This is a genomic window from Klebsiella sp. GG_Kp146, from assembly GCF_040061975.1.
GTDB lineage: Bacteria > Pseudomonadota > Gammaproteobacteria > Enterobacterales > Enterobacteriaceae > Klebsiella > Klebsiella quasipneumoniae.
On sequence record NZ_JBEAHA010000012.1, the window covers coordinates 13,438 to 33,696 of the forward strand.

23 protein-coding genes and 1 tRNA gene are annotated in these 20,259 nt (G+C 56.7%); 12 read left to right on the forward strand and 12 right to left on the reverse strand.

Annotated features, from left to right (window positions below; genetic code table 11):
• Nucleotides 1–127 precede the first annotated feature (127 nt).
• The gene (locus ABLU95_RS13380) at nt 128–400 is read right to left on the reverse strand and encodes a DUF1471 domain-containing protein (RefSeq protein ID WP_002892402.1); all 273 of its coding nucleotides are present in this window, start codon (nt 398–400) and stop codon (nt 128–130) included.
• A gap of 100 nt (nt 401–500) precedes the next feature.
• Nucleotides 501–1,421 (reverse strand): Kdo(2)-lipid IV(A) acyltransferase, encoded by a 921-nt coding sequence (locus tag ABLU95_RS13385; RefSeq protein WP_065882796.1) that lies wholly within the window; start codon nt 1,419–1,421, stop codon nt 501–503.
• 508 nt (nt 1,422–1,929) lie between these two features.
• On the opposite strand from ABLU95_RS13385, the gene ABLU95_RS13390 reads away from it, so the two are divergent.
• On the forward strand, nt 1,930–2,796 hold the full coding sequence (locus ABLU95_RS13390) for a GNAT family N-acetyltransferase (protein ID WP_023288676.1): 867 nt from the start codon (nt 1,930–1,932) through the stop codon (nt 2,794–2,796).
• Nucleotides 2,797–2,818: 22 nt separating this feature from the next.
• On the opposite strand, the gene ABLU95_RS13395 is transcribed toward ABLU95_RS13390, so the two are convergent.
• Genes ABLU95_RS13395 through ABLU95_RS13410 form a run of 4 tightly spaced genes read right to left on the reverse strand, consistent with a single transcriptional unit; the run spans nt 2,819 to nt 7,606 of the window.
• Nucleotides 2,819–3,844 (reverse strand): fimbrial protein, encoded by a 1,026-nt coding sequence (locus tag ABLU95_RS13395; RefSeq protein WP_086075303.1) that lies wholly within the window; start codon nt 3,842–3,844, stop codon nt 2,819–2,821.
• Between the two features lies 1 nt (nt 3,845).
• Nucleotides 3,846–6,281, reverse strand: a complete 2,436-nt coding sequence (locus tag ABLU95_RS13400; protein WP_348879743.1) for a fimbria/pilus outer membrane usher protein — start codon at nt 6,279–6,281, stop codon at nt 3,846–3,848.
• A 10-nt stretch (nt 6,282–6,291) separates the two neighbouring features.
• Nucleotides 6,292–6,987, reverse strand: coding sequence for a molecular chaperone (locus ABLU95_RS13405; RefSeq protein ID WP_241516298.1), 696 nt, complete (start codon nt 6,985–6,987; stop codon nt 6,292–6,294).
• Between the two features lie 58 nt (nt 6,988–7,045).
• On the reverse strand, nt 7,046–7,606 hold the full coding sequence (locus ABLU95_RS13410) for a fimbrial protein (RefSeq protein WP_086075300.1): 561 nt from the start codon (nt 7,604–7,606) through the stop codon (nt 7,046–7,048).
• A gap of 471 nt (nt 7,607–8,077) precedes the next feature.
• Between ABLU95_RS13410 and ABLU95_RS13415 the strand changes: the two genes are divergently transcribed.
• On the forward strand, nt 8,078–8,740 hold the full coding sequence (locus ABLU95_RS13415; RefSeq protein ID WP_241516310.1) for a LuxR C-terminal-related transcriptional regulator: 663 nt from the start codon (nt 8,078–8,080) through the stop codon (nt 8,738–8,740).
• A complete protein-coding gene (locus tag ABLU95_RS13420; protein WP_101995750.1) occupies nt 8,718–9,023 on the forward strand; it encodes a hypothetical protein in 306 nt (101 codons plus the stop codon). The genes ABLU95_RS13415 and ABLU95_RS13420 overlap by 23 nt, the downstream gene beginning before the upstream one ends.
• Nucleotides 9,024–9,075: 52 nt before the next feature.
• Here ABLU95_RS13420 and ABLU95_RS13425 read toward each other — a convergent pair whose 3' ends face one another.
• Both ABLU95_RS13425 and ABLU95_RS13430 read right to left on the reverse strand, forming a co-directional pair.
• Entirely contained in the window at nt 9,076–10,380 is a 1,305-nt protein-coding gene (locus tag ABLU95_RS13425; protein WP_348879746.1) for a citrate synthase, read from the reverse strand.
• Nucleotides 10,381–10,425: 45 nt separating this feature from the next.
• Entirely contained in the window at nt 10,426–10,566 is a 141-nt protein-coding gene (locus ABLU95_RS13430) for a hypothetical protein (RefSeq protein ID WP_032428644.1), read from the reverse strand.
• Nucleotides 10,567–10,890: 324 nt separating this feature from the next.
• On the opposite strand from ABLU95_RS13430, the gene ABLU95_RS13435 reads away from it, so the two are divergent.
• Complete coding sequence (locus ABLU95_RS13435) at nt 10,891–11,061, forward strand: hypothetical protein (protein ID WP_023288674.1); 171 nt, start codon at nt 10,891–10,893, stop codon at nt 11,059–11,061.
• 78 nt (nt 11,062–11,139) lie between these two features.
• Here ABLU95_RS13435 and uraH read toward each other — a convergent pair whose 3' ends face one another.
• The 3 genes from uraH to ABLU95_RS13450 form a co-directional block, all read right to left on the reverse strand.
• On the reverse strand, nt 11,140–11,541 hold the full coding sequence (gene uraH / locus ABLU95_RS13440) for a hydroxyisourate hydrolase (protein ID WP_086075296.1): 402 nt from the start codon (nt 11,539–11,541) through the stop codon (nt 11,140–11,142).
• 391 nt (nt 11,542–11,932) lie between these two features.
• Nucleotides 11,933–12,226, reverse strand: a complete 294-nt coding sequence (locus tag ABLU95_RS13445) for a hypothetical protein (RefSeq protein ID WP_277475363.1) — start codon at nt 12,224–12,226, stop codon at nt 11,933–11,935.
• Between the two features lie 371 nt (nt 12,227–12,597).
• Nucleotides 12,598–12,674: transfer RNA gene (locus ABLU95_RS13450), tRNA-Arg, on the reverse strand.
• A gap of 340 nt (nt 12,675–13,014) precedes the next feature.
• Here ABLU95_RS13450 and folD point away from each other — a divergent pair.
• Nucleotides 13,015–13,881 carry a bifunctional methylenetetrahydrofolate dehydrogenase/methenyltetrahydrofolate cyclohydrolase FolD gene (folD, locus tag ABLU95_RS13455; protein ID WP_004143017.1) on the forward strand — a complete coding sequence of 289 codons (867 nt, stop codon included), beginning with the start codon at nt 13,015–13,017 and terminating at the stop codon, nt 13,879–13,881.
• Nucleotide 13,882: 1 nt separating this feature from the next.
• Nucleotides 13,883–14,095 carry a ribosome-associated protein YbcJ gene (gene ybcJ, locus ABLU95_RS13460; RefSeq protein WP_004143016.1) on the forward strand — a complete coding sequence of 71 codons (213 nt, stop codon included), beginning with the start codon at nt 13,883–13,885 and terminating at the stop codon, nt 14,093–14,095.
• A 45-nt stretch (nt 14,096–14,140) separates the two neighbouring features.
• Here ybcJ and cysS read toward each other — a convergent pair whose 3' ends face one another.
• Entirely contained in the window at nt 14,141–15,526 is a 1,386-nt protein-coding gene (gene cysS, locus ABLU95_RS13465; RefSeq protein WP_004204706.1) for a cysteine--tRNA ligase, read from the reverse strand.
• 175 nt (nt 15,527–15,701) lie between these two features.
• Between cysS and ppiB the strand changes: the two genes are divergently transcribed.
• The 6 genes from ppiB to mnmH all read left to right on the forward strand — a co-directional run bounded on the left by ppiB (nt 15,702) and on the right by mnmH (nt 20,225).
• Complete coding sequence (ppiB, locus tag ABLU95_RS13470; RefSeq protein WP_004151319.1) at nt 15,702–16,196, forward strand: peptidylprolyl isomerase B; 495 nt, start codon at nt 15,702–15,704, stop codon at nt 16,194–16,196.
• Nucleotides 16,197–16,199: 3 nt separating this feature from the next.
• Nucleotides 16,200–16,922 carry a UDP-2,3-diacylglucosamine diphosphatase gene (gene lpxH, locus ABLU95_RS13475; RefSeq protein WP_087849739.1) on the forward strand — a complete coding sequence of 241 codons (723 nt, stop codon included), beginning with the start codon at nt 16,200–16,202 and terminating at the stop codon, nt 16,920–16,922.
• 107 nt (nt 16,923–17,029) lie between these two features.
• The gene (locus ABLU95_RS13480; RefSeq protein WP_348879750.1) at nt 17,030–17,368 is read left to right on the forward strand and encodes a hypothetical protein; all 339 of its coding nucleotides are present in this window, start codon (nt 17,030–17,032) and stop codon (nt 17,366–17,368) included.
• Nucleotides 17,369–17,464: 96 nt separating this feature from the next.
• On the forward strand, nt 17,465–17,974 hold the full coding sequence (gene purE, locus ABLU95_RS13485; protein ID WP_004151322.1) for a 5-(carboxyamino)imidazole ribonucleotide mutase: 510 nt from the start codon (nt 17,465–17,467) through the stop codon (nt 17,972–17,974).
• Entirely contained in the window at nt 17,971–19,038 is a 1,068-nt protein-coding gene (gene purK, locus ABLU95_RS13490; protein ID WP_086075291.1) for a 5-(carboxyamino)imidazole ribonucleotide synthase, read from the forward strand. The genes purE and purK overlap by 4 nt, the downstream gene beginning before the upstream one ends.
• A 110-nt stretch (nt 19,039–19,148) precedes the next feature.
• Nucleotides 19,149–20,225 (forward strand): tRNA 2-selenouridine(34) synthase MnmH, encoded by a 1,077-nt coding sequence (gene mnmH / locus ABLU95_RS13495; protein WP_086075290.1) that lies wholly within the window; start codon nt 19,149–19,151, stop codon nt 20,223–20,225.
• The last annotated feature ends 34 nt before the right edge of the window (nt 20,226–20,259 follow it).

The following is a 20,259-nucleotide window of genomic DNA, read 5'->3' on the forward strand; positions in this document are numbered from 1 at the left end:
CGATAAAAATGCGTTTTCGCTGTCGCTTAGCCGGTGGAACGCGGGCGGCGGAAAAAAAATAAGCCCGGAGGCGTAACGCGCTCCAGGCTCAGTCAGTGGCGTGCCGTTACGGCAGCGGCACAATCGATTATTTATACACTTCCGCTGTGGCTTCAAAGTTAGGGCCATGCTCACGCGCAGCAGTAATCACGTAGTACTTTCCGCCTTTCTCATCGGCCAGCTTAGAGAGCTGATCGTGCAGATCGGAGGGCGAAGAGAACTCACCGCCGGACGGCCCCACCGAGATCGGTCCGACCTTGGTCAGTTTGAAGTGTTTCACTTCTTCTTTGGTGATCAACTGCGCGGCGGAGGCGCCAAATGCAACGGCTGAAAGGGCTAACGCGACTATCACTTTTTTCATCCTAAAATCTCCTTGGAATAGGCCTTCAGTCAGGCCCTTTCAGTATAGACGGCGATTTACTAAGCATGCTACCGATGCGCTGATTTTTCGGCCGCAGCGTTTAGTAACGCGGCGGCACCCCTTCCGGGCGGGTCTTAAAACGCCGGTGCAGCCACATATATTGCTCGGGCGCCATCAGGATGCACTGTTCGATAATCTGGTTCATCCACGCCGCCGTCGCCTCGGCGCTTGCCAGCGGCGGCGTGCGCTCCGGCGTCAGGGAGATCAATTCATATCCCCTACCGTTGGGCTTGCGTCGGGGAACAAACGGCACAATCGTCGCCCCGGACATTTTCGCCAGCATCCAGGTGCCGGTGGTGGTCGCCGCCTGCTCGACGGCAAACAGCGGCGCAAAAACGCTGCTGGCCGGGCCGTAATCATGATCCGGCGCGTACCAGAGGATCTCCCCCTCTTTTAGCGCCCTGACCATCCCTTTCAGATTTTTTCGATCCAGCATGGTCTTGTTCGAGCGCAAGCGTCCCCAGGTCTGCAGCCAGTCAATCAGCGGGTTATCATTGGGCCGGTAGACGCCGATGCCCGGGGTAAACATGCCATACATCCGCGCCCCCATCTCGAGGGTGAGAAAATGAATGCCGATCAGTAAGATGCCCTGCTTTTGTTCGAGGAGGTCGACCACCTCGTTCACGCCGCTGGTCTCGGTCCAGCGCGCCACCCGGTGCGTCGGCCAGAACCAGGCCATGCCGGTCTCCATCAGCCCCATGCCCAACGATTCAAAGTTTTTCACCAGCAGCGCCTCACGCTCGGCGACGCTCATCGCGGGAAAACAGAGTTCCAGATTACGTCTGGCAATCCGCGCGCGACTTTTCATCACCCGCATTGCCAGCCGCCCGAGCGCCGTGCCCAGTCGGTAGATCACCGGATACGGTAATTGCACCAGCAGCCATAACAAGCCAATTCCCAGCCATAATAGCCAGTAACGCGGGTGCAATAGCGCGCGGGAAAATTTGGGTAAATTTGACATAGTAATCCTGTTAATTCACTCAATAATAGCTGAGCAAAAACCGCGAAATAAAGTAGCGGATCCTGCAGGTTATATTTTTCCAATTCGTGCGGTAATACTCAGTCACAAAGCGCGTTATTATAAGCCGATTCCATGATAATTTCAGCCCTTGCGCTGGGGTTACTCTCGTATTAGACACTTAGCGTAAAATTTCCTGATTTGTGCATAAATAAATAAACCTAACCTCTACGACGCGGCCGATTGCCGATAAAATCGCCAGTGCCTTATCCTCAGCCTCTCGCTCAATGCTTTTTTACTCACGCTTTATTATGGCGATAGCCAACGCAAACAGGCCGTTTCGCCCGGTCTAACATGGCCAGCATGCGGTTATTTGTGACTCGGGCAAAGGTTAAGCATCGCCAATGCGGATCCTTTTCCCAGATATGCTACGTTTACAGCGCTCATTCGACGCAAGTGCCTTTGCCGACGTCGTCGCTTTCAGAAGCCATAGTGAGAAGGAACTATGACAATGAATTATCAATTAGTGAAGCAAGTCAGAGAAAATAACACATTAAGAAAAAGCTTCATTGACCTTGCCGTTAAGACTTTCGACCTGTCTTTTGAAGAGTGGTATCAACAAGGTTACTGGACTGACGCCTATATCCCCTACGCCTTTGTCGAACGTAATAAAATTATCGCTAACGCCTCGGCCAACATCATCGATCTGCGCTGGCAGGGCGAACCCCGGCGTTATATTCAGATTGGCACCGTGATGACCGAACCGGACCATCGTAATAAGGGATTAGCCGGTCAGCTTATCCATCACATCCTGCAGGACTGGCAGCAGGAGGCAGACGCCTTCTTTTTATTTGCCAATCCCACCACGGTGGATTTTTACCCCAAATTTGGTTTCACCCGCAGCGAAGAGCATCAATATATTATGCCGGTCTCTCCGCGCGCCGGTGATTTTCGCAAGCTGGATATGGACCGCGCGGACGATGTCGCCCTGCTCCGCCATTACTATGAAAAATCCAACCCGTTCTCACCGCTGCGGGTGGAGCACAACTTTGGCCTGCTGATGTTTTACTGCTCCGCCTTTATGAAGCATTTCGTTTACTATTCGGCAAAAAATGAGGCGGTGGTTATCGCCATGCAAAACGGCCCGGTGCTGATCTGCTTTGACCTGTTCTGCGACACGGGCAAAAGCCTGTCGACGCTGGTCAACGAGCTGGCCGATGACCATGTTTACCAGGCCATCCTCGGTTTTACCCCCAATGAAGACCGGCTCGGCGAGTACGAGAAGATTGAGGGGGAAGATATCCTCTTTGTCTATGACCACAAGGAAAACCTGTTTAAAGACAGGAAGTTGATGTTTCCTTTACTGGCGCATGCCTGACGGCGCCGCGCCGTCAGGCCGATCAGTTATAGGTCACCACGAAGGTCGCGCTGGCGTTCGCCTCGCCCGCTGTCACCAATGGTTGGGTCTGGATATAACGGGCCTGATAGGCAAAACGGTAATTCGTCTGGCTACCCTTGCTTCCGGCCCAGATCTGGCTCACCTGGTTTAGCGGCACCAGCGCGCCGCCGGCGGTGAGGATCTGCACGCCAAGCCCGGATGCGCCTTCAGGTTGGTCATCGATTTTAATCACCTCGTTGGCTGCCATGGCGCTGTCCGCCGTCGCGTTAAACTGCATAAACACGCTGCCGACATTTTCACACTCCGTCAGGTTGATGTTAAAGGGGATGGGGGCGGTAGTGCTGTTGAGTCCGGTAAACGCCGTTTTATTATGCCGCCCGAGGAAGACGTTAATATTTTTACTGTCGTCTGTAATCTTGCAGGTGGGCGATTTGATATGGATACAGAGCCCGCTGACGCTAAAACGCATCGCCTGCACGCCGCCCAGAAAAATATCGCCGAGGTAATCGTTAAGACAATACTCGCCTGGTGGCGGCAGGCCGCCGTTGTCGGCAATACGCCAGAAATAGATGGTCGGTTTTTTATTTTCCGCCTGAAATGCGCGCTGGCCGGAAAATACCGGCGCGGAAGGCCAGGCCGTGAACAGGGGATCGAAATTAATGCCATCCTGTTCCCCCATCTGAAAGCTGTAGCCGATGCCCGGCAGGCGATCGATGCTATAGATATCCCCCGGCTTGCCGTTTCCCGCCGGGCCGACCCGGGACCCGCCAATGCTCTGAAACCCGCCGGGCTCGCTGCCGCTGCAGGCGATCTCCCAGCGCTCATTATTGGTGATTATCATTCCGCCGTAACTGTACAGCAGGGAGCCGACGGGGCGATTGCTGACGTCAAGGTTGATACTGGCCTGGCTGACGTTGACCGAATACTCGATAGTTTTACCACTCACCATCTGGCACGCCGCCGACGGCGAGGCGCAATAGCCCCAGGCCAGTAAGAGGGCTCCCCCTGATGCGATGATTTTTTTCATATTATTTCTCCTTTAATCCCGGACGGCAGACCTGGTGCGACGTACCGCTGCTATCCTGCTGCGCCGCCTCGCCGTGGATGGCATAGTCCAACCGGCAGCGCTGCCCGCTGCGTTCCCCCCAGACTACCGAGACGCTACCGCGGACCTGCGGCACCCGGGCATACAGCAGCCCGCCCTGACCGACAGCGCCAATCGCCCGGTCGCTGTCGTCTAATACTTCTGCGCCCAGTGGCGGCGCCGCGCCATCGGACAGCGTGACGTGGGCAAACCACGGGTAGCCGGTGCGCGTGACAAATTTTACCTTCACCGCAGCGCCCGAATCGGGCACCACCGTCGTGCTGCTGGAAACGATCTCCACATGGTCGTTCATGCCCTGCGGATCGAGATCGAGCCAGTTATCGGTAAAGGGATCGAGGTAAGGGATAATCGTGAAACCCTGGCGATTAATCGGCTGTCCGAGGCGGTTCGCCACCCTGGCCCCCGCCGCGCCGGGCGCTTCCACAATCGCAAAGGTCTCACCCAGCTCGGGGGTGGCGGTCATTCCGCCCTGATGCGCCACCAGGGCACCCGATGCCCCCAGCGAATACTGCTGCTGATGTCGACCCGCGCTGGCGCTGGCATTCAGGTACGCATAATCCGTCCGCAGATTGCCGTTGGCCCCCACGCTGGCTTCATGCGGGTTCTGCCGCGGCATGTCGTAGCTGGCTGTCAGGCCGTAGCTGAAGGCGTTTTTAGCGCCAGCGCTGCCGGTATAGCTGGACTGCAGCTGGCTGCCGTAGTTCTTATCGTGGTTAAAGCGGGTGGTCAGGCTGCCCGCCGGGCCGAACGTCAGCGAGAAAGAAGCCCCCACCACCTGATTATTGCGGTGATGAATATCCTGACTCTGCTGGGCGTACAGATAGTAATTGAGCCGACCATAACGATTGGCGTACCCCAGCTGATAGGAGCGCCAGCGGTGGTGGCGGACGTCCTCACTCCATATTCCGTTAAACGACAGACTGCCGCTACCTGCCTGCTGGGACAATGTCGCGCTGTAGCGCGTCATCTCCCGCCAGTCATTGGGATGACTGTCATGCTCCCAGGCGGCATCGCGAATGGATCGATAGTTGCCGTCGTTGCTGTGGCTCATCGACACCAGCATTCGCGTGTCAGAGGAGAAGGATTTTGATGCGGACACCCGCCAGCGATAGCCCTCCTGCCAGCCACGTTCCCTGCCCCTGGCCGCAGAACGAGAAAGATCGACCGCCAGCGCCCCCCAGTAAGTGTTGAAGGCGCTGCCGACCAGCGTCGAGTAATAATCCGTCGTCGCGTTGGCCCCGGTGTAGCCGCTGACATAATCATTGAAGCCGTACTGCACCGTTGCTTCGCCAAATCCCGGCCGCCCGGCGATCCCGTTCTCATCCAGATAGCCCAGCGACAGGTCATAATAGACGGCGCCGGCCCGCACCAGACCAGGTAGCACAGCGTAAGGCACGGTAAAGGTGTCCTGACTGCCGTCCGCCTCATGGATCGTCACCTGTAAATCGCCGCCGGCGTTGGTGGGATAGAGATCGTCGAAGGTGAACTTACCCGGCGGAACCGTTGCCTCGTACAACAGGGCACCGTTCTGGGTGACCGTCACGCGAGCATTAGTGCGCGCCACCCCGCTTATCGACGGCGCAAAGCCGCGACGGGAGCCCGGCAGCATGCGGACATCGGTGGCCAGTCTGCCGCCGATAAAACTGACGCTGTCAAAGAAGGTCCCGTCGGTCCACCCCTGACCCAGCCGTAAGGTGGAAGCCCAGTTCACCAGACTTCTCTCTGCCCAGGTGGCGATGCTATCCCAATGCTTATCCACGGCCTGAGCCTGGTAGCTGGACTGGTGATGTAACCGCCAGCCAAAGGCGCGCAGGCTGGCATCCAGGCCGAGGTAATGATGGCTGCTGCTATCCCCGTCGACGATGCTCTGATAGCTGTTGGCCTGATAGCGCAGCACCGCGGCGGGCACGCCGCTGTCTACCTTCTTCAGATTCACCGCCCCGCGATAAGGGGATTGCAGCAGCGCCTGGGGCATATTCACCCGCAGGACATTTTCTCCGCTGTCATACTCCCAGGCAATCGCCTTATCAATTTGCGCAAAGCGCAGGCAGGTGGCCGCCGCCGGCCATTGGGCGTCCTTCAGCTGCAGGGCGTCGAACAGCGAGGGCGAGATGCAGGGCTCGAGCTGGCCATCGTATTCCTGGATAACAAACGTCTCTTCCGCCATGTCCCGACCATTCACCGAGAGGAGGCTGCGATACTGTCCGGGGTGCAGTGGATTACCGTATTGATATTTCTGGAGATCAACCGGCGCGGCGCCGTGCAAATGGGCACGGTTAAAACTAAACGCTTCTGCCGCCCATGCCTCTTGCCAGGGGAGGAGGAGCATTAACCCAAACTTGATCTCCCTGAGTTTCATAATAATGTCCTTACTGAGGATAATTATGATTCACTACCGCGCCGTAATCATTGATGGTGGTGAAGCTGAATCTCGCTGGCAGCATGTGCAGCGCGGCCCCTTTAGGCGTGATAACCAGCGAGGAAAAAGGGGCGACCATGCCAGCGGACTGTTTTTGTCCGTTAAGGGTGATGCTATCGATGGTGATATAGCGCGATGAGGCATTACTCACCCGCAGACCACCGCCTGCGGGAGCCAGCGCCCAGCTCAGCGCTTTGTCCGGCGCTATTTTGTCCGCCGCCACGCCTGCCGGGCGGTAAAACAGCTTGATGCGCGACCGTATCGCGAGCTGCAGATAATTGATTGCCTTGCCGTTTTTCGGCTCAGGCGGGATGTCCAGCAGATTGAACCAGAATAGCGATTCCCGATCCTGGGGCAGACGGCTGCCGTTGAACACCAAGCGCCAGCTTTGGCCTTTTCCCGGCTCAATGCGCACAATCGGCGGCAGCACAATAAACGGCGCCGAATCTTTTTCCGGTCGATTTTGCACGCGGCCATCGTCGACCCAGACCTGGGTCAGCGACGGCGTCTCCCCCACATTGGTGGCCCTGACCGCGATCTCTTTTTTGTCGCCGGGAAAAACGATCCGTGTGCCGTCAATAACCATGCTGGCGTCCGCCGAGGGTAAAATGCTGGAAAGCAGCCATGCCAGAACCATACGCCGCATATTCACCTCCTCCTTGCCGGGTGGATAAACGGCCCCTGACCGGGGCCGTGGACTGGGTTTACGGATAGACCACCGTAAAGTTGACGTAGGTCGCGACTTTTCCAGCCGTAGCGGCGTCGGTCGCATAGTAGCGGGCGTAGAAAGGCAGCGAAGCGGAACCATCCTGCTCAGCGACCGCCACCGGGATCACCGAAGGGCGGGCAACGGTGCCGTCCACAGCAATCGTCGGGCTCTCCGCGAGGTTAATCGCCGTAAACCGGGTGTTCAGCAGCTCCACATCGACATTTTCTGCTTCCGTGCCGTCAGACAGAGTGTTTTTTAGTCGCCCCTCCGTGGAAACGAATTGATCCTTCTCGAAGTACACCGAGACATCGGATCCCGGGGTACAGCTCATCAGATCGATGGTGAAGGGAACGACGCCCGCCGTCTCGCCCGCGCTGCTGAGCGCCGAACGCTGGACCGTCGGCAGAGTCACCGTCTTGTCTTTATTCACTACCGTACAGGTATTTTCGATGACTTCACCATTAAAGGTGACTTTGCCATCAGCAGCCTGCGCCGCTACCGGAGAAAGCATCATCATCGCGACGAAAGATGCCATTCCTTTGCTATATTTTTTCATAATCACTCCTTATCACCACGCTTATGGCAGGATCGTTCAGGAAATCCCCCTGGCGTACTTTCTACGTACAATTTATTAATACTCAGTCCATTGGATTAGCCGGTTATCTTTTCACCCCTTCCCTGCACTGACATCCTACTCATTTCGTCATTTATTATTCAAACTCACCACCAGGACAGTTTCTTATTTTTATAGAATAGTCTTAAACCCATGCGAATAAATAAAAACAAAAAACACAAATAAAAAATAACTACATGAAAAATAAGAGTAATTTTTGTTTTTTATTTCATGAAAAACATCTAAAAAATGCGATCTACCTATCTCACCCTCATTATCGCCGTTATCCTCCTGCACCCTCCCCCCTGGATTCACACCACAGGGAGTATGTTATTTTTGATCTTTAATACCTACAGTAAATTGTCGAATCAAGCAGGACAGCATGCACAGCTGTATTTATGCCAGGAGGTCTTTATGTTGATCTGCATTACGGATTCAGAATATTTTAATATTGCGCTGAAGGCGTATATTAATGAGCCCCACAGCAAGCCTCTGGATATTAAAGAATTGATTTGTTACCCATTTAGCGGGCAGAGTGAGATGTTTTATACGTTTTTTTCGACCGATGCCGGTGCCCGGTTAAGCACCATCCTGATCGATTACAGCCGCGCCAGCATCGAAGTGCTGCAGGTCGCACTGAGCCTTAAAGCATTTAATCCCCTGCTCCGTATCTTTCTTTTTACCAGGCCTGGCTACACGCTGAGCGAACTGGAAAGCAGCCTGGCCATCGTGGTCGACGCGGAGTTTATTACCTGCTTTGCCGGGCTCAGCGCGGCGCTGGCCCGCTGGCCGCTACGGTCACCCCCGCCGGCCAACAAACTTTATATCGCGATCCCGGACAGCTATAACCTGACCCGTAAGGAGACCTTTTTAATCAGCCTGCTGATGGGGGGGATGCCGTTGTGCCACGTGGCCAGCACCATGCAGCTCACGATCAAACGGGTCTACTATTATCGTTCACGCGTGCTCAGCAAGCTGGCGGTAAAAAATAACGTGGAATTGGTCACTAAAGTTCAGGGAATGGTATTGCGCCACTATCGACAGGAGACTGGCCATGAAATCGTATCTCTACGCTAAAGATCGCCTCATGCTGATGATCCTGAGCTGGCTTAACGCCGACGAGACGCTCCCGTCTCGCCACGATTTTCATCAGGCCGAGGCCCTGCTCTGCACGCTACATATTCCCTATGTGCTGAAGCCCGACCTGGAACAGCTAAGGGCTACGCTGCAGCCGTTACTCACCACCGCCGGGCCGCAGGTCGGTGAGGTTAACGCATTTATAAGCGCCTTGCTAACGCTGTATACCCGACTCACCGAATATACCGCCGTTGAGCACTACCTGCTCTCCCGGCACCTCTGAGTGACATGCCGCCAGGGCAGGAAGACGCCGCGCGCCTCCTGCCCGTAAGGCATTACCTTGGGTTAGCAGACGGCTCGCCGCGCCGTGAGACGTAATCCCGATAGTCCTCGCCAACATAAATCTGCCGTGGCCGGTAGATGGTCAGCGGCGCCTGGTGCATCTCGTTCCAGTGCGCCACCCAGCCGACCGTCCGTCCGACCGCGGTGACCACCGCAAACATCGACGAAGGCAGATTCATCGCCTTGAGGATCACCGCGGTATAAAAATCCACGCTCGGGGACAGGCCATTTTCCACAAAGTAGGGGTCGGTCAGCGCCACATCCTCAAGGGCCATCGCCACCTGCAGCAGACGGTCGGACATTCCTACCTCCGCCAGTACCCGATGGCTGGTTTCACGCAGGATATCGGCGCGCGGGTCGCGGTGACGGTAGCGTGAGTTGCCAAAACCGAGGCGGCGAAATGCCTGCGGGTCGCGTTTTGCCTGACGCAGAAACGCCGGAACCTGATCGACGCTTTCAATCTCTTCCAGCATCCGCATGCTCGACTCATTGGCGCCGCCGTGCATCGGTCCCCACAGCGACGCTAGCCCGGCGGCGACGCAGGCGAATAAGTTCGCCCCGGAGGAGCCCGCCGCGCGCACCGTGGTGGTGGAGGCGCACTGCCCGTGATCGGCATGCAGGACCAGGATCTGGTTCATCGCCTGTTCGATGACCGGATTGAGGACGTACTTCTCGGCCGGGATAGCAAACAGCATCTGCAGGAAATTGCCGGCATAGGAGAGATCGTTGCGCGGATACGCGGCGGGTTGTTCAATGGTGTACTTGTAGCTCATGGCGGCGATAGTGGGCATTTTCGACAGCAGCCGCGTGGCGGCCAGCGCCCGGTGCTCCGGATTTTCCACATCCAGGACATCATGATAGAACGCCGCCAGCGCCCCCACCAGGGCGCACATCAGCGCCATCGGGTGCGAATCGCGACGAAAGCCGCTGCACATGCGGGCTATCTGCTCATGCACCAGGGTATGGCGGGTGATGGTTTCGCGAAACGTTTGATAGCTGGCCTCATCCGGCGCGTCGCCCCGCAGCATGATGTACGCCACCTCGAGAAAATCACACTGGCGGGCCAGCTGGTCCACCGGATAGCCGCGGTGCAGCAGCACGCTGTTTTCCGTATCGATCCACGAGATCGCCGACTTGCATCCGGCGGTGTTGGCGAAGCCGGGGTCGTAGCTGCAGAATCCGGACTGATTCAGCTCGCGTATGTCGACCCCCACATGGCCCCGGCTTCCCGGCACCTGCGGCAGGGTGATGGGCGTCGGTTGCCCGGCAATAGAAAGCGTTAACGGTGTGGTGCTCATCCTGTCAGTTCCCCCAGCAGCTTATCAGCGACCTGAAGTCATTCTTCAGGCGGAAAGACCAACATAACCAATGTGATGCAGCTTATTCATTGATGTCATCACTATAACGCTGACAAAGAGGATATTTTGCTGGCCTTCCCGGGGAAACAGGCCGTCTTTCCCCACCCCACCGCTGGATAGCGGCACAAATCGCCAAGGATAAAGGCGATCAGCGCTGTCAAAATTTACGCTGAGTAAAGAAAGGATGAAGAGGAGCTACCATGAATTTTGTGCTGTCGATGACCCTCATCTGCATCGCTATCGCCTGGCTGATGATGAGCCTGCTGCCGGTATAGACGCAGCGCTAACCGACACGCCAGTGGCCTGGATAACGCCTCATTCAATGGATTTCCGCCGTGGTCTTCGCCTCTGAAGTTTCAGCAGAGTCATACAAGAAGTACTGGTCGCATATCAGGCTGTTGCGGTTTCCCGGCGAGGGGTAGGCTAAAGGCCCACTGTTAAGGAGGTGATATGTCTGGACTGATCAACCCACATGCGGCCCCGGAAGAAGCAGCCTATGCGCTGATAATTGAGCTCGTTCGCGCCCAGCGCGTGCCGCAATATGAAGGCGATATTTCCGGCCTGCTGGCGATGTACGACGAAGCCGTTAACCATTTTAAAGAGAAAGAGACCAAGCGTTAGGCGTGGGCGTCGTTGTGCAGGGAAAGGGTGACGCCTGCGGGAGACGCGCAGGCGTTGGCTGGATAACGGCCTGGGTTATCAGCTGCCGCGGTAGGTAGAGTATCCGTACTGACTGAGCAGCAGCGGGATATGCAGTTTTTGATTTTGCTTTGTGACATTGAAAATAACCGGAACCACCGGGAAGAACGTATTCATGTTTTGGCTTTTAAAATAGTCACCGGTTTTAAATGTCACTTTATACACCCCCGGCTCCATATTTTCCGCCTGCGGATAGAGCGATTTAATCCGCCCATCGGCATCCGTTTTGCCGGTGGCGATATGCTGCCAGCTGTCCCCTTGCTGCTTATCCAGCTCAATCTGCACCCCCGGCGAAGGGAGCCCGGTTTGCTGATTAAGAATGTGTACGCTGAGCGTGCCCTCTGGCGCCGCCAGCGCGCTGAAGCTGAGCAGGGAAATTACGGAGGCGATAACTAATTTCATAATCGTGACCTTTTGGGCAAGTGAAAGTGCCCTAACTATAGTCAGCGCGGCGGGGAAAAAAATTAAACTTTTTGTTATCAGATTGCGGTGATGGGGACTGTCCCCATACACAACACGCCGAACCGGTTTTGTCGTGAGAAGAGGAAGTGTCTTATGTGTGAGTAACCCCGTGCTCTGCGTAACAGGATACGGGGCACTTAATCTGTCAGGGAGGGGAAATAGATTAGCTGGGGTCAAATATCACAAGGGTAAAGAATATACGCCGTGGCCTCTGCCCCCTCTAACAGAACAGTGCTCACTGAAAATGGCCTGCCGTATTCGAAATAAATTTAATATTATTTCAACGACTATTCCAGTGTAAGTAATCACCTGGTGCAGATAGTGATTATTATCATTGATTCTCTTGTCGCCACGCCTTCACCATCTCCTTTGTTATCTCTTTCTTGTAGCAAATGGGTGAATACCCACCCGCTTTGCTCCAGGCACTGCGGCCACCGCACGAGCTGCCGTTCCGCGCGGTATTGAAGGGACAGGCACAGGTGCCGGGGTAGGATGCGACAGAGTCATCAATAATTCTTTGCCTGACCTGATCATCGCTTAAGGAATTCGATTTGGCGATAGAAATATCTGATGCAAAGACAAACACAACAGCGAATACGGAGATGGTGACGAATTTGATGTTCATTTGGATCTTTCCAGGTCGAAGATGAACATCGAGGGTATGCTTTCAAAAAGCATTGAATATTGATCTTTAGCAACTGTCATTCGCGCCAGCTTAAAATGCGATACCTAGCCCCGGTAGCATAAATTAAAGTTATGAAGAGTGTTAGCCTGTTTATTATTTGCCTGCACACATTTTAATGCAGAGGAAATATTTTTCAGAAAATGAAATTAATCAATAAGGCGACCAGATTACGGAAAAATCGCTATCCAGGATAGTAACGTGTGAGACGCTAGCTCCAAGACAATGACGCCATTTTTGCCGCCAGCGACACAAAGACGACACAGAGAGGAAAATAGTCTGGATGAAGATTGGTATAACGTTTTGATTCAAAATGGCACGCCCTACAGGATTCGAACCTGTGACCTACGGCTTAGAAGGCCGTTGCTCTATCCAGCTGAGCTAAGGGCGCCCTGAGAAGCGAGTGCTTCGCGGAGTGAAACGCCTGGAATTATACGGTCCACGTCGGTTGAGTCAATCCATTTTGCCAGGAAACTGCGGGGCTTATACGACGCTGGCGAAATATCCTCCGCCAACTGTACAAGAAGCATACCACCGGGGCTCTTACGCCAGTAAATCGACTGAGTGGCCAGGCGCAACGCACCAATAACCATGCAATGAAAAGGGTCAAAAACTGGCTAAATTTGCCCCAGACAGGATAAAACAGCAAACGAGGACTGACAGCGAGGCCGGCTTCTGACAAAATATCCTCATCCCCCTTTCGTAAAGATACAGATGGAATCCTCTCTCTGATGGCAGCAAAAATTATTGACGGTAAAACGATTGCGCAGCAGGTACGCTCTGAGGTTGCGGAAAAAGTGAAGGCTCGCGTTGCGGCCGGAAAACGCGCCCCTGGGCTGGCCGTCGTGCTGGTCGGCAGCAACCCGGCCTCGCAGATTTATGTCGGCAGCAAGCGCAAAGCATGTGAAGAAGTGGGCTTCGTCTCCCGCTCTTACGATCTCCCGGAAACCACCAGCGAAGCCGAGCTGCTGGAGCTTATCGACACCCTGAATGCCGATAAGACCATCGACGGTATTCTGGTTCAGCTGCCCCTGCCGGCAGGGATCGATAACGTCAAAGTTCTCGAGCGCATCGCGCCGGATAAAGACGTCGATGGCTTCCATCCTTACAACGTTGGCCGCCTGTGCCAGCGGGCGCCGCGCCTGCGTCCGTGCACCCCGCGCGGTATCGTGACGCTGCTGGAGCGCTACAATATCGACACCTACGGCCTGAATGCGGTGGTCATTGGCGCGTCCAATATCGTCGGCCGCCCGATGAGCATGGAGCTGCTGCTGGCCGGCTGCACCACCACCGTCACCCACCGCTTTACCAAAAACCTGCGCCATCATGTCGAAAACGCCGACCTGCTGATCGTCGCGGTGGGTAAACCGGGCTTTATTCCTGGCGAATGGATCAAAGAAGGGGCGATTGTGGTCGATGTCGGCATTAACCGTCTGGAAAGCGGCAAAGTGGTCGGCGACGTGGTGTATGAAGATGCCGCTGAACGCGCATCCTACATCACCCCGGTTCCCGGCGGCGTTGGCCCGATGACCGTCGCCACCCTGATTCAGAACACGCTGCAGGCGTGCGAAGAGTACCACGACGTTGAGGAGGCCTGAGATGGCGACATTTTCCTTAGGAAAACACCCGCACGTTGAGCTGTGCGATCTGCTGAAGCTGGAAGGCTGGAGCGAAAGCGGCGCCCAGGCGAAGATTGCCATCGCCGACGGGCTGGTAAAAGTCGACGGCGCGGTGGAAACCCGCAAACGCTGCAAAATCGTCGCCGGTCAGACGGTGAGCTTTGAAGGCCAGAGCGTAACCGTCACGGCCTGACCGCGAAAAGGAAAACGCCCGCTTAAGCGGGCGTTTTTTTATGACTTACTTCCGGCGCCAGGTGGTGCCCTGCGGGCCATCTTCCAGCACGATCCCCATCTCGTTAAGACGATCGCGCGCCGCATCCGCCGCCGCCCAGTCTTTCGCTTTACGCGCGTCCAGACGCTGCTGGATAAGCGATTCAATTTCCGCTACTTCCGCGTCGTCAGCCTGCGCGCCGCTCTGCAGGAAGGCGTCCGGCTCCTGCTCCAGCAGCCCCAGCACCGACGCAAGCTTACGCAGGTGGGCCGCCATGGCGTTCGCCGCGGCCGCGTCCTCAGTTTTCAGACGGTTCACTTCGCGCGCCATATCGAACAGCACCGAGTAGGCTTCCGGGGTGTTGAAGTCATCGTCCATCGCCTCGATAAAGCGTGCTTCGAAGGCTTCGCCGCCCGCCGCGTCGACGGATTTGTCCGTCCCGCGCAGCGCGGTGTACAGACGCTCCAGCGCCGAGCGCGCCTGCTTGAGGTTCTCTTCGCTGTAGTTCAGCTGGCTGCGATAGTGGCCGGACATCAGGAAGTAGCGAATGGTCTCCGCATCGTAATACTTCAGCACGTCGCGGACGGTAAAGAAGTTGCCCAGCGATTTCGACATCTTCTCGCGGTCGACCATCACCATGCCGGAGTGCATCCAGTAGTTAACGTACTCGCCGTCATGGGCGCAGGTGGACTGAGCGATTTCGTTTTCGTGATGCGGGAACATCAGATCGGAACCGCCGCCGTGGATGTCAAAATGGTTGCCCAGCTGTTTGCAGTTCATCGCCGAGCACTCGATATGCCAGCCCGGACGGCCCGCGCCCCACGGCGACGGCCAGCTTGGCTCGCCCTCTTTCGACATCTTCCACAGAACGAAGTCCATCGGGTTACGCTTGACGTCAACCACGTCGACGCGCGCCCCCGCCTGCAGCTGATCGAGATCCTGACGCGACAGCAAACCGTAGTTCGGGTCCGTCGGCACATCGAACATCACGTCGCCGTTATCCGCCACATAGGCATGGCCTTTGGCGATCAGCTGCTCGGTAATCTCGATGATTTCCGCAATATGATGCGTCGCGCGCGGCTCGCTGTCGGGACGCAAAATATTCAGGGCGTCAAAATCCTTGTGCATTTCGGCGATCATCCGATCGACCAGCGCGACAAAGCTTTCACCGTTTTCATTAGCGCGCTTAATGATTTTGTCATCGATATCGGTGATATTGCGCACGTACTTCAGCTTATAGCCGAGAAAACGCAGATAACGCGCCACAACGTCAAAGGAGACGAAGGTACGCCCATGGCCGATGTGACAGAGATCGTAAACGGTAATACCACACACGTACATGCCGACTTCCCCGGCATGGATAGGTTTAAATTCCTCTTTCTGGCGCGTCAGTGTATTAAAAATTTTTAACATCGAAGATTCCGTGTAGACGTGTGTGGGTAATGAAGCCTCTATAATACCCATAATTCACACAGGACGCAGCACACATTGCAAGGTGCATCGACCCCCGCGGTTATGCTATAACACCCCCCTATATCTCACCCGACACCGGGTGCTGGCACCACACTCATCGGAACAGGATGCAAAAATGGTTACTTTCCACACCAATCATGGCGATATCGTAATCAAAACGTTTGACGACAAAGCGCCGGAAACAGTTAAAAACTTCCTGGACTACTGCCGCGAAGGTTTCTACGACAACACCATTTTCCACCGTGTTATCAACGGCTTCATGATTCAGGGCGGCGGTTTTGAACCTGGCATGAAACAAAAAGCGACCAAATCTCCGATTCAGAACGAAGCGAACAACGGTCTGAAAAACACCCGCGGCACGCTGGCGATGGCCCGTACTCAGGCGCCGCACTCTGCAACCGCGCAGTTCTTCATCAACGTGGTTGACAACGACTTCCTGAACTTCTCCGGCGAAAGCCTGCAGGGCTGGGGCTACTGCGTCTTCGCGGAAGTGGTTGAAGGCATGGACGTGGTTGACAAAATCAAAGCGGTTGCCACCGGCCGCAGCGGCATGCACCAGGATGTGCCGAAAGACGATGTGATCATCAAAAGCGTCACCGTCAGCGAGTAATTCGTGGCGACACTTTTTATTGCAGATTTGCACCTGCAAACAGAAGAACCGGCGATCACCGCCGGTTTTCTGCGTTTTTTACAGGGGGAAGCCCGTCAGGCGGACGCCCTGTATATCCTTGGCGATCTGTTCGAGGCATGGATCGGCGATGACGATCCGAACCCGTTGCATCAGCAAATCGCTACGGCAATCAAAGCCGTCGTCGACGCCGGCGTGCCCTGCTACTTCATTCACGGCAACCGCGATTTTCTCGTCGGCCAGCGCTTCGCCCGCCAGAGCGGGATGATCCTGCTCGCCGAAGAAGAGCGACTGGACCTCTATGGCCGTGAAGTCTTGATTATGCATGGCGACACGCTGTGCACCGATGACCCGGGCTATCTGGCGTTTCGCGCGAAAGTCCACATCCCGTGGATCCAGCGCCTGTTCCTGGCCCTGCCGCTGTTTATCCGCCGCCGTATTGCCGCCCGCATGCGCGCCGACAGCAAAGCCGCCAACAGCAGCAAATCAATGGAAATTATGGATGTGAATCCGCAGGCGGTGGTTGACGCGATGGAGCGGCATCACGTGCAGTGGCTGATCCACGGCCATACCCATCGCCCGGCGGTCCATGACCTGATGGCCAACGGCCAGCCCGCATGGCGCGTGGTGCTTGGCGCCTGGCACAGCGAAGGATCGATGGTCAAGGTGACGCCGGACGACGTCGAACTGATCCACTTTCCGTTCTAATTCCTGCGCGAGCATAATTCCGAAACCGCCTTTTGCCCGGGCGGAGGTATGCGCCTCCCGGCATTCCGCATGCTAGTCTTCCTCGACATCACTCTCAAGGAACGAGCATGAACAGGAAAAAGTGGAGCCAGCCGCTGATCTGGGGAATGATCATCGCGCTCCTCAATCCGTTAGGGATAAGTTATATCGCCTTAATCGGCGTCACTCTCGGCAACACGCTGACGTTTGTCTGGTGCGCCCTTCTGGCGTGGGCCATCTATTTCTATGCCATTTATTTGCTCTGCACCCGCCCTCACGAGAGCCGGTCAGTACAGATCTTTTTACTGATGATGGGCACCCTGATGCTCCCCTGGGGGCTCGTGCTGCTTATCACCTGTATCATGAATGAGAGAAGTGTCGATAAGCCGCGATCGCCGTCATCGCAGAGCGAGACAAAAGACGGCTAACCATGCACACGCAACCGTTTTCCTTGCCGGCAGTTCATGCTATTCTCTGTGGCCTCTAAAGCAGTGTGAAACACACCCACAGGAGTTTTAAGACGCATGTCTTCCCGCAATAATTCGGCGCGTATCGCCATCGTGATGGGGTCCAAAAGCGACTGGGCTACCATGCAGTTTACCGCAGAAATCCTTGATGCCCTGAACGTTCCGTACCATGTCGAAGTGGTCTCCGCCCATCGCACGCCCGATAAGCTGTTCAGCTTCGCTGAAAGCGCCGAAAGCCACGGTTATCAGGTGATTATTGCAGGGGCAGGCGGCGCGGCGCATCTGCCGGGCATGATTGCGGCGAAAACCCTGGTGCCGGTGCTCGGCGTACCGGTTCAGAGCGCGGCCTTAAGCGGTGTCGACAGCCTCTACTCCATTGTGCAGATGCCGCGCGGTATTCCGGTCGGTACCCTGGCCATCGGCAAAGCCGGGGCTGCAAACGCCGGTCTGCTCGCCGCGCAGATCCTCGCCCAGCATGATGCTGAACTCCACCAGCGCCTGAGCGCCTGGCGTCAGGCGCAAACCGATGAAGTGCTGGATAACCCGGACCCGCGGGGTGCGGCATGAAACAGGTATGCGTGCTCGGTAACGGCCAGTTAGGCCGTATGCTGCGCCAGGCCGGCGAGCCGCTGGGTATCGCCGTCTGGCCGGTGGGGCTGGAAGCCGATCCGGAAGCGGTGCCGTTCCAGCAGAGCGTCATCACCGCAGAAATTGAACGCTGGCCGGAAACCGCCCTCACCCGCGAGCTGGCCCGCCACCCGGCGTTCGTCAACCGCGACGTCTTCCCGATTATCGCCGATCGCCTGACGCAAAAGCAGCTGTTCGATAAGCTGGGCCTCGCCACTGCCCCGTGGCAGCTGCTGGCAGATAAAAGCGAGTGGCCGGCGGTGTTTGCCCGCCTTGGCGAACTGGCGATCGTTAAGCGTCGCGTCGGCGGCTACGACGGCCGCGGCCAGTGGCGTCTGCGGGAAAACGAGATCGATCAGCTACCGGACGATAACTACGGCGAGTGCATCGTCGAGCAGGGGATTAACTTCTCCGGGGAAGTGTCGCTGGTAGGCGCCCGCGCCCAGGACGGCAGCACCGTCTTCTACCCGCTGACCCGCAACCTGCATCAGGACGGTATTCTGCGCGCCAGCGTCGCCTTCCCGCAGGCCAATGCCCGCCAGCAGGAGCAAGCGGAAAGCATGCTGACGGCGATCATGAACGAGCTGAACTACGTCGGCGTGATGGCGATGGAGTGCTTCGTCACCGCCGAGGGGCTGCTGATCAACGAGCTGGCGCCGCGCGTACACAACAGCGGCCACTGGACGCAAAATGGCGCCTCCATCAGCCAGTTTGAGCTGCATCTGCGAGCGATTACCGGCCTGCCGCTGCCGCCGCCGGTGGTTAACAGCCCGTCGGTGATGATCAACCTGATCGGCACCGATCTCAATTACGACTGGCTGAAGCTGCCGCTGGTCCACCTGCACTGGTACGATAAAGAGGTGCGCCCGGGTCGTAAAGTCGGCCACCTGAACCTGACCGACAGCGATACAGACCGTCTGAGCGCGACGCTGGAAGCGTTGAAGCCGCTGCTGCCAGCGGAATACGCCAGCGGTATCGTCTGGGCGCAGGCGCAGCTCAGCTAAGCCCTTCGTGCCGGGGATTTGATCTATCCCCTTCCCCGGCACACCTTGAGGCGCGTACAATCCCCCCTTGCTGTAAAGCCCATTTCTGTTTTGACTTCAGAGGATACCCCATGACCAATGGGACGGATTATCGCGCCATTCTCGCCAGCGATACGCCACTGATTGACGTGCGCGCCCCGGTGGAGTTTAGCCAAAGCGCGATGCCGGCGGCGATCAACCTGCCGCTGATGAATGATGAAGAACGCGCCGCGGTCGGCACCTGCTACAAGCGCCAGGGGCCGGAAGCGGCGCTGGCGCTCGGCCATAAGCTGGTCCAGGGCGACCTGCGCGCCAGCCGGATCCAGGCCTGGCTGGAAGCGTGCGCCCGTTACCCGCACGGTTTCCTGTGCTGCGCTCGCGGCGGCCAGCGCTCGCATATCGTCCAGCAGTGGCTGAAAGAAGCTGGTGTGGATTACCCCCTGATCGTCGGCGGCCATAAAGCGCTGCGCCAGGCGGCGATCCAGGCCACCGACGCGCTGGTACAGCGACCGATCGTGCTGATTGGCGGCTGCACCGGCAACGGCAAAACCCAGCTGGTTTGCTCGCGCCCGGACGGTATCGATCTGGAAGGCCATGCCCACCACCGCGGCTCTTCGTTTGGCCGCACGCTACAGCCGCAGCATCCGCAGGCCACCTTTGAAAACCATTTGGCGGTTAGCCTGCTCAAAAAAGCCGAACAGCATACGCGCTGGGTGCTGGAAGATGAAGGCCACATGATCGGCGCCAACCATCTGCCGGAGTGCCTGCGCATCCGCATGGCGCAATCGCCGCTGGCGGTGGTGGAAGATCCGTTTGACGTTCGCCTCGAACGGCTGCGCGAGGAGTATTTCGATCGCATGTATCGCGACTTTATCGCCGCCTATGGCGAAGAGAAAGGCTGGCAGGCATATGGCGAGTATCTGCATCACGGCCTGTTCGCCATCCGCCGTCGCCTGGGACTGCAGCGTTTTGCTCAGCTCACTGAACGCCTCGATGAGGCGCTGGCGCAGCAGCAGCGCACCGCCAGCACCGAGGCGCACTTCGCCTGGCTGGTGCCGCTGCTGGAAGAATACTACGACCCGATGTATCGCTATCAGTTGGGGAAAAAAGCCGGGAAGATTATTTTTCGCGGCAACTGGCAGGAGGTCGCTGCCTGGCTGGCGGAGTAATCACACCCTCTCTTGTCCCGGCTTGCGGCGTAAA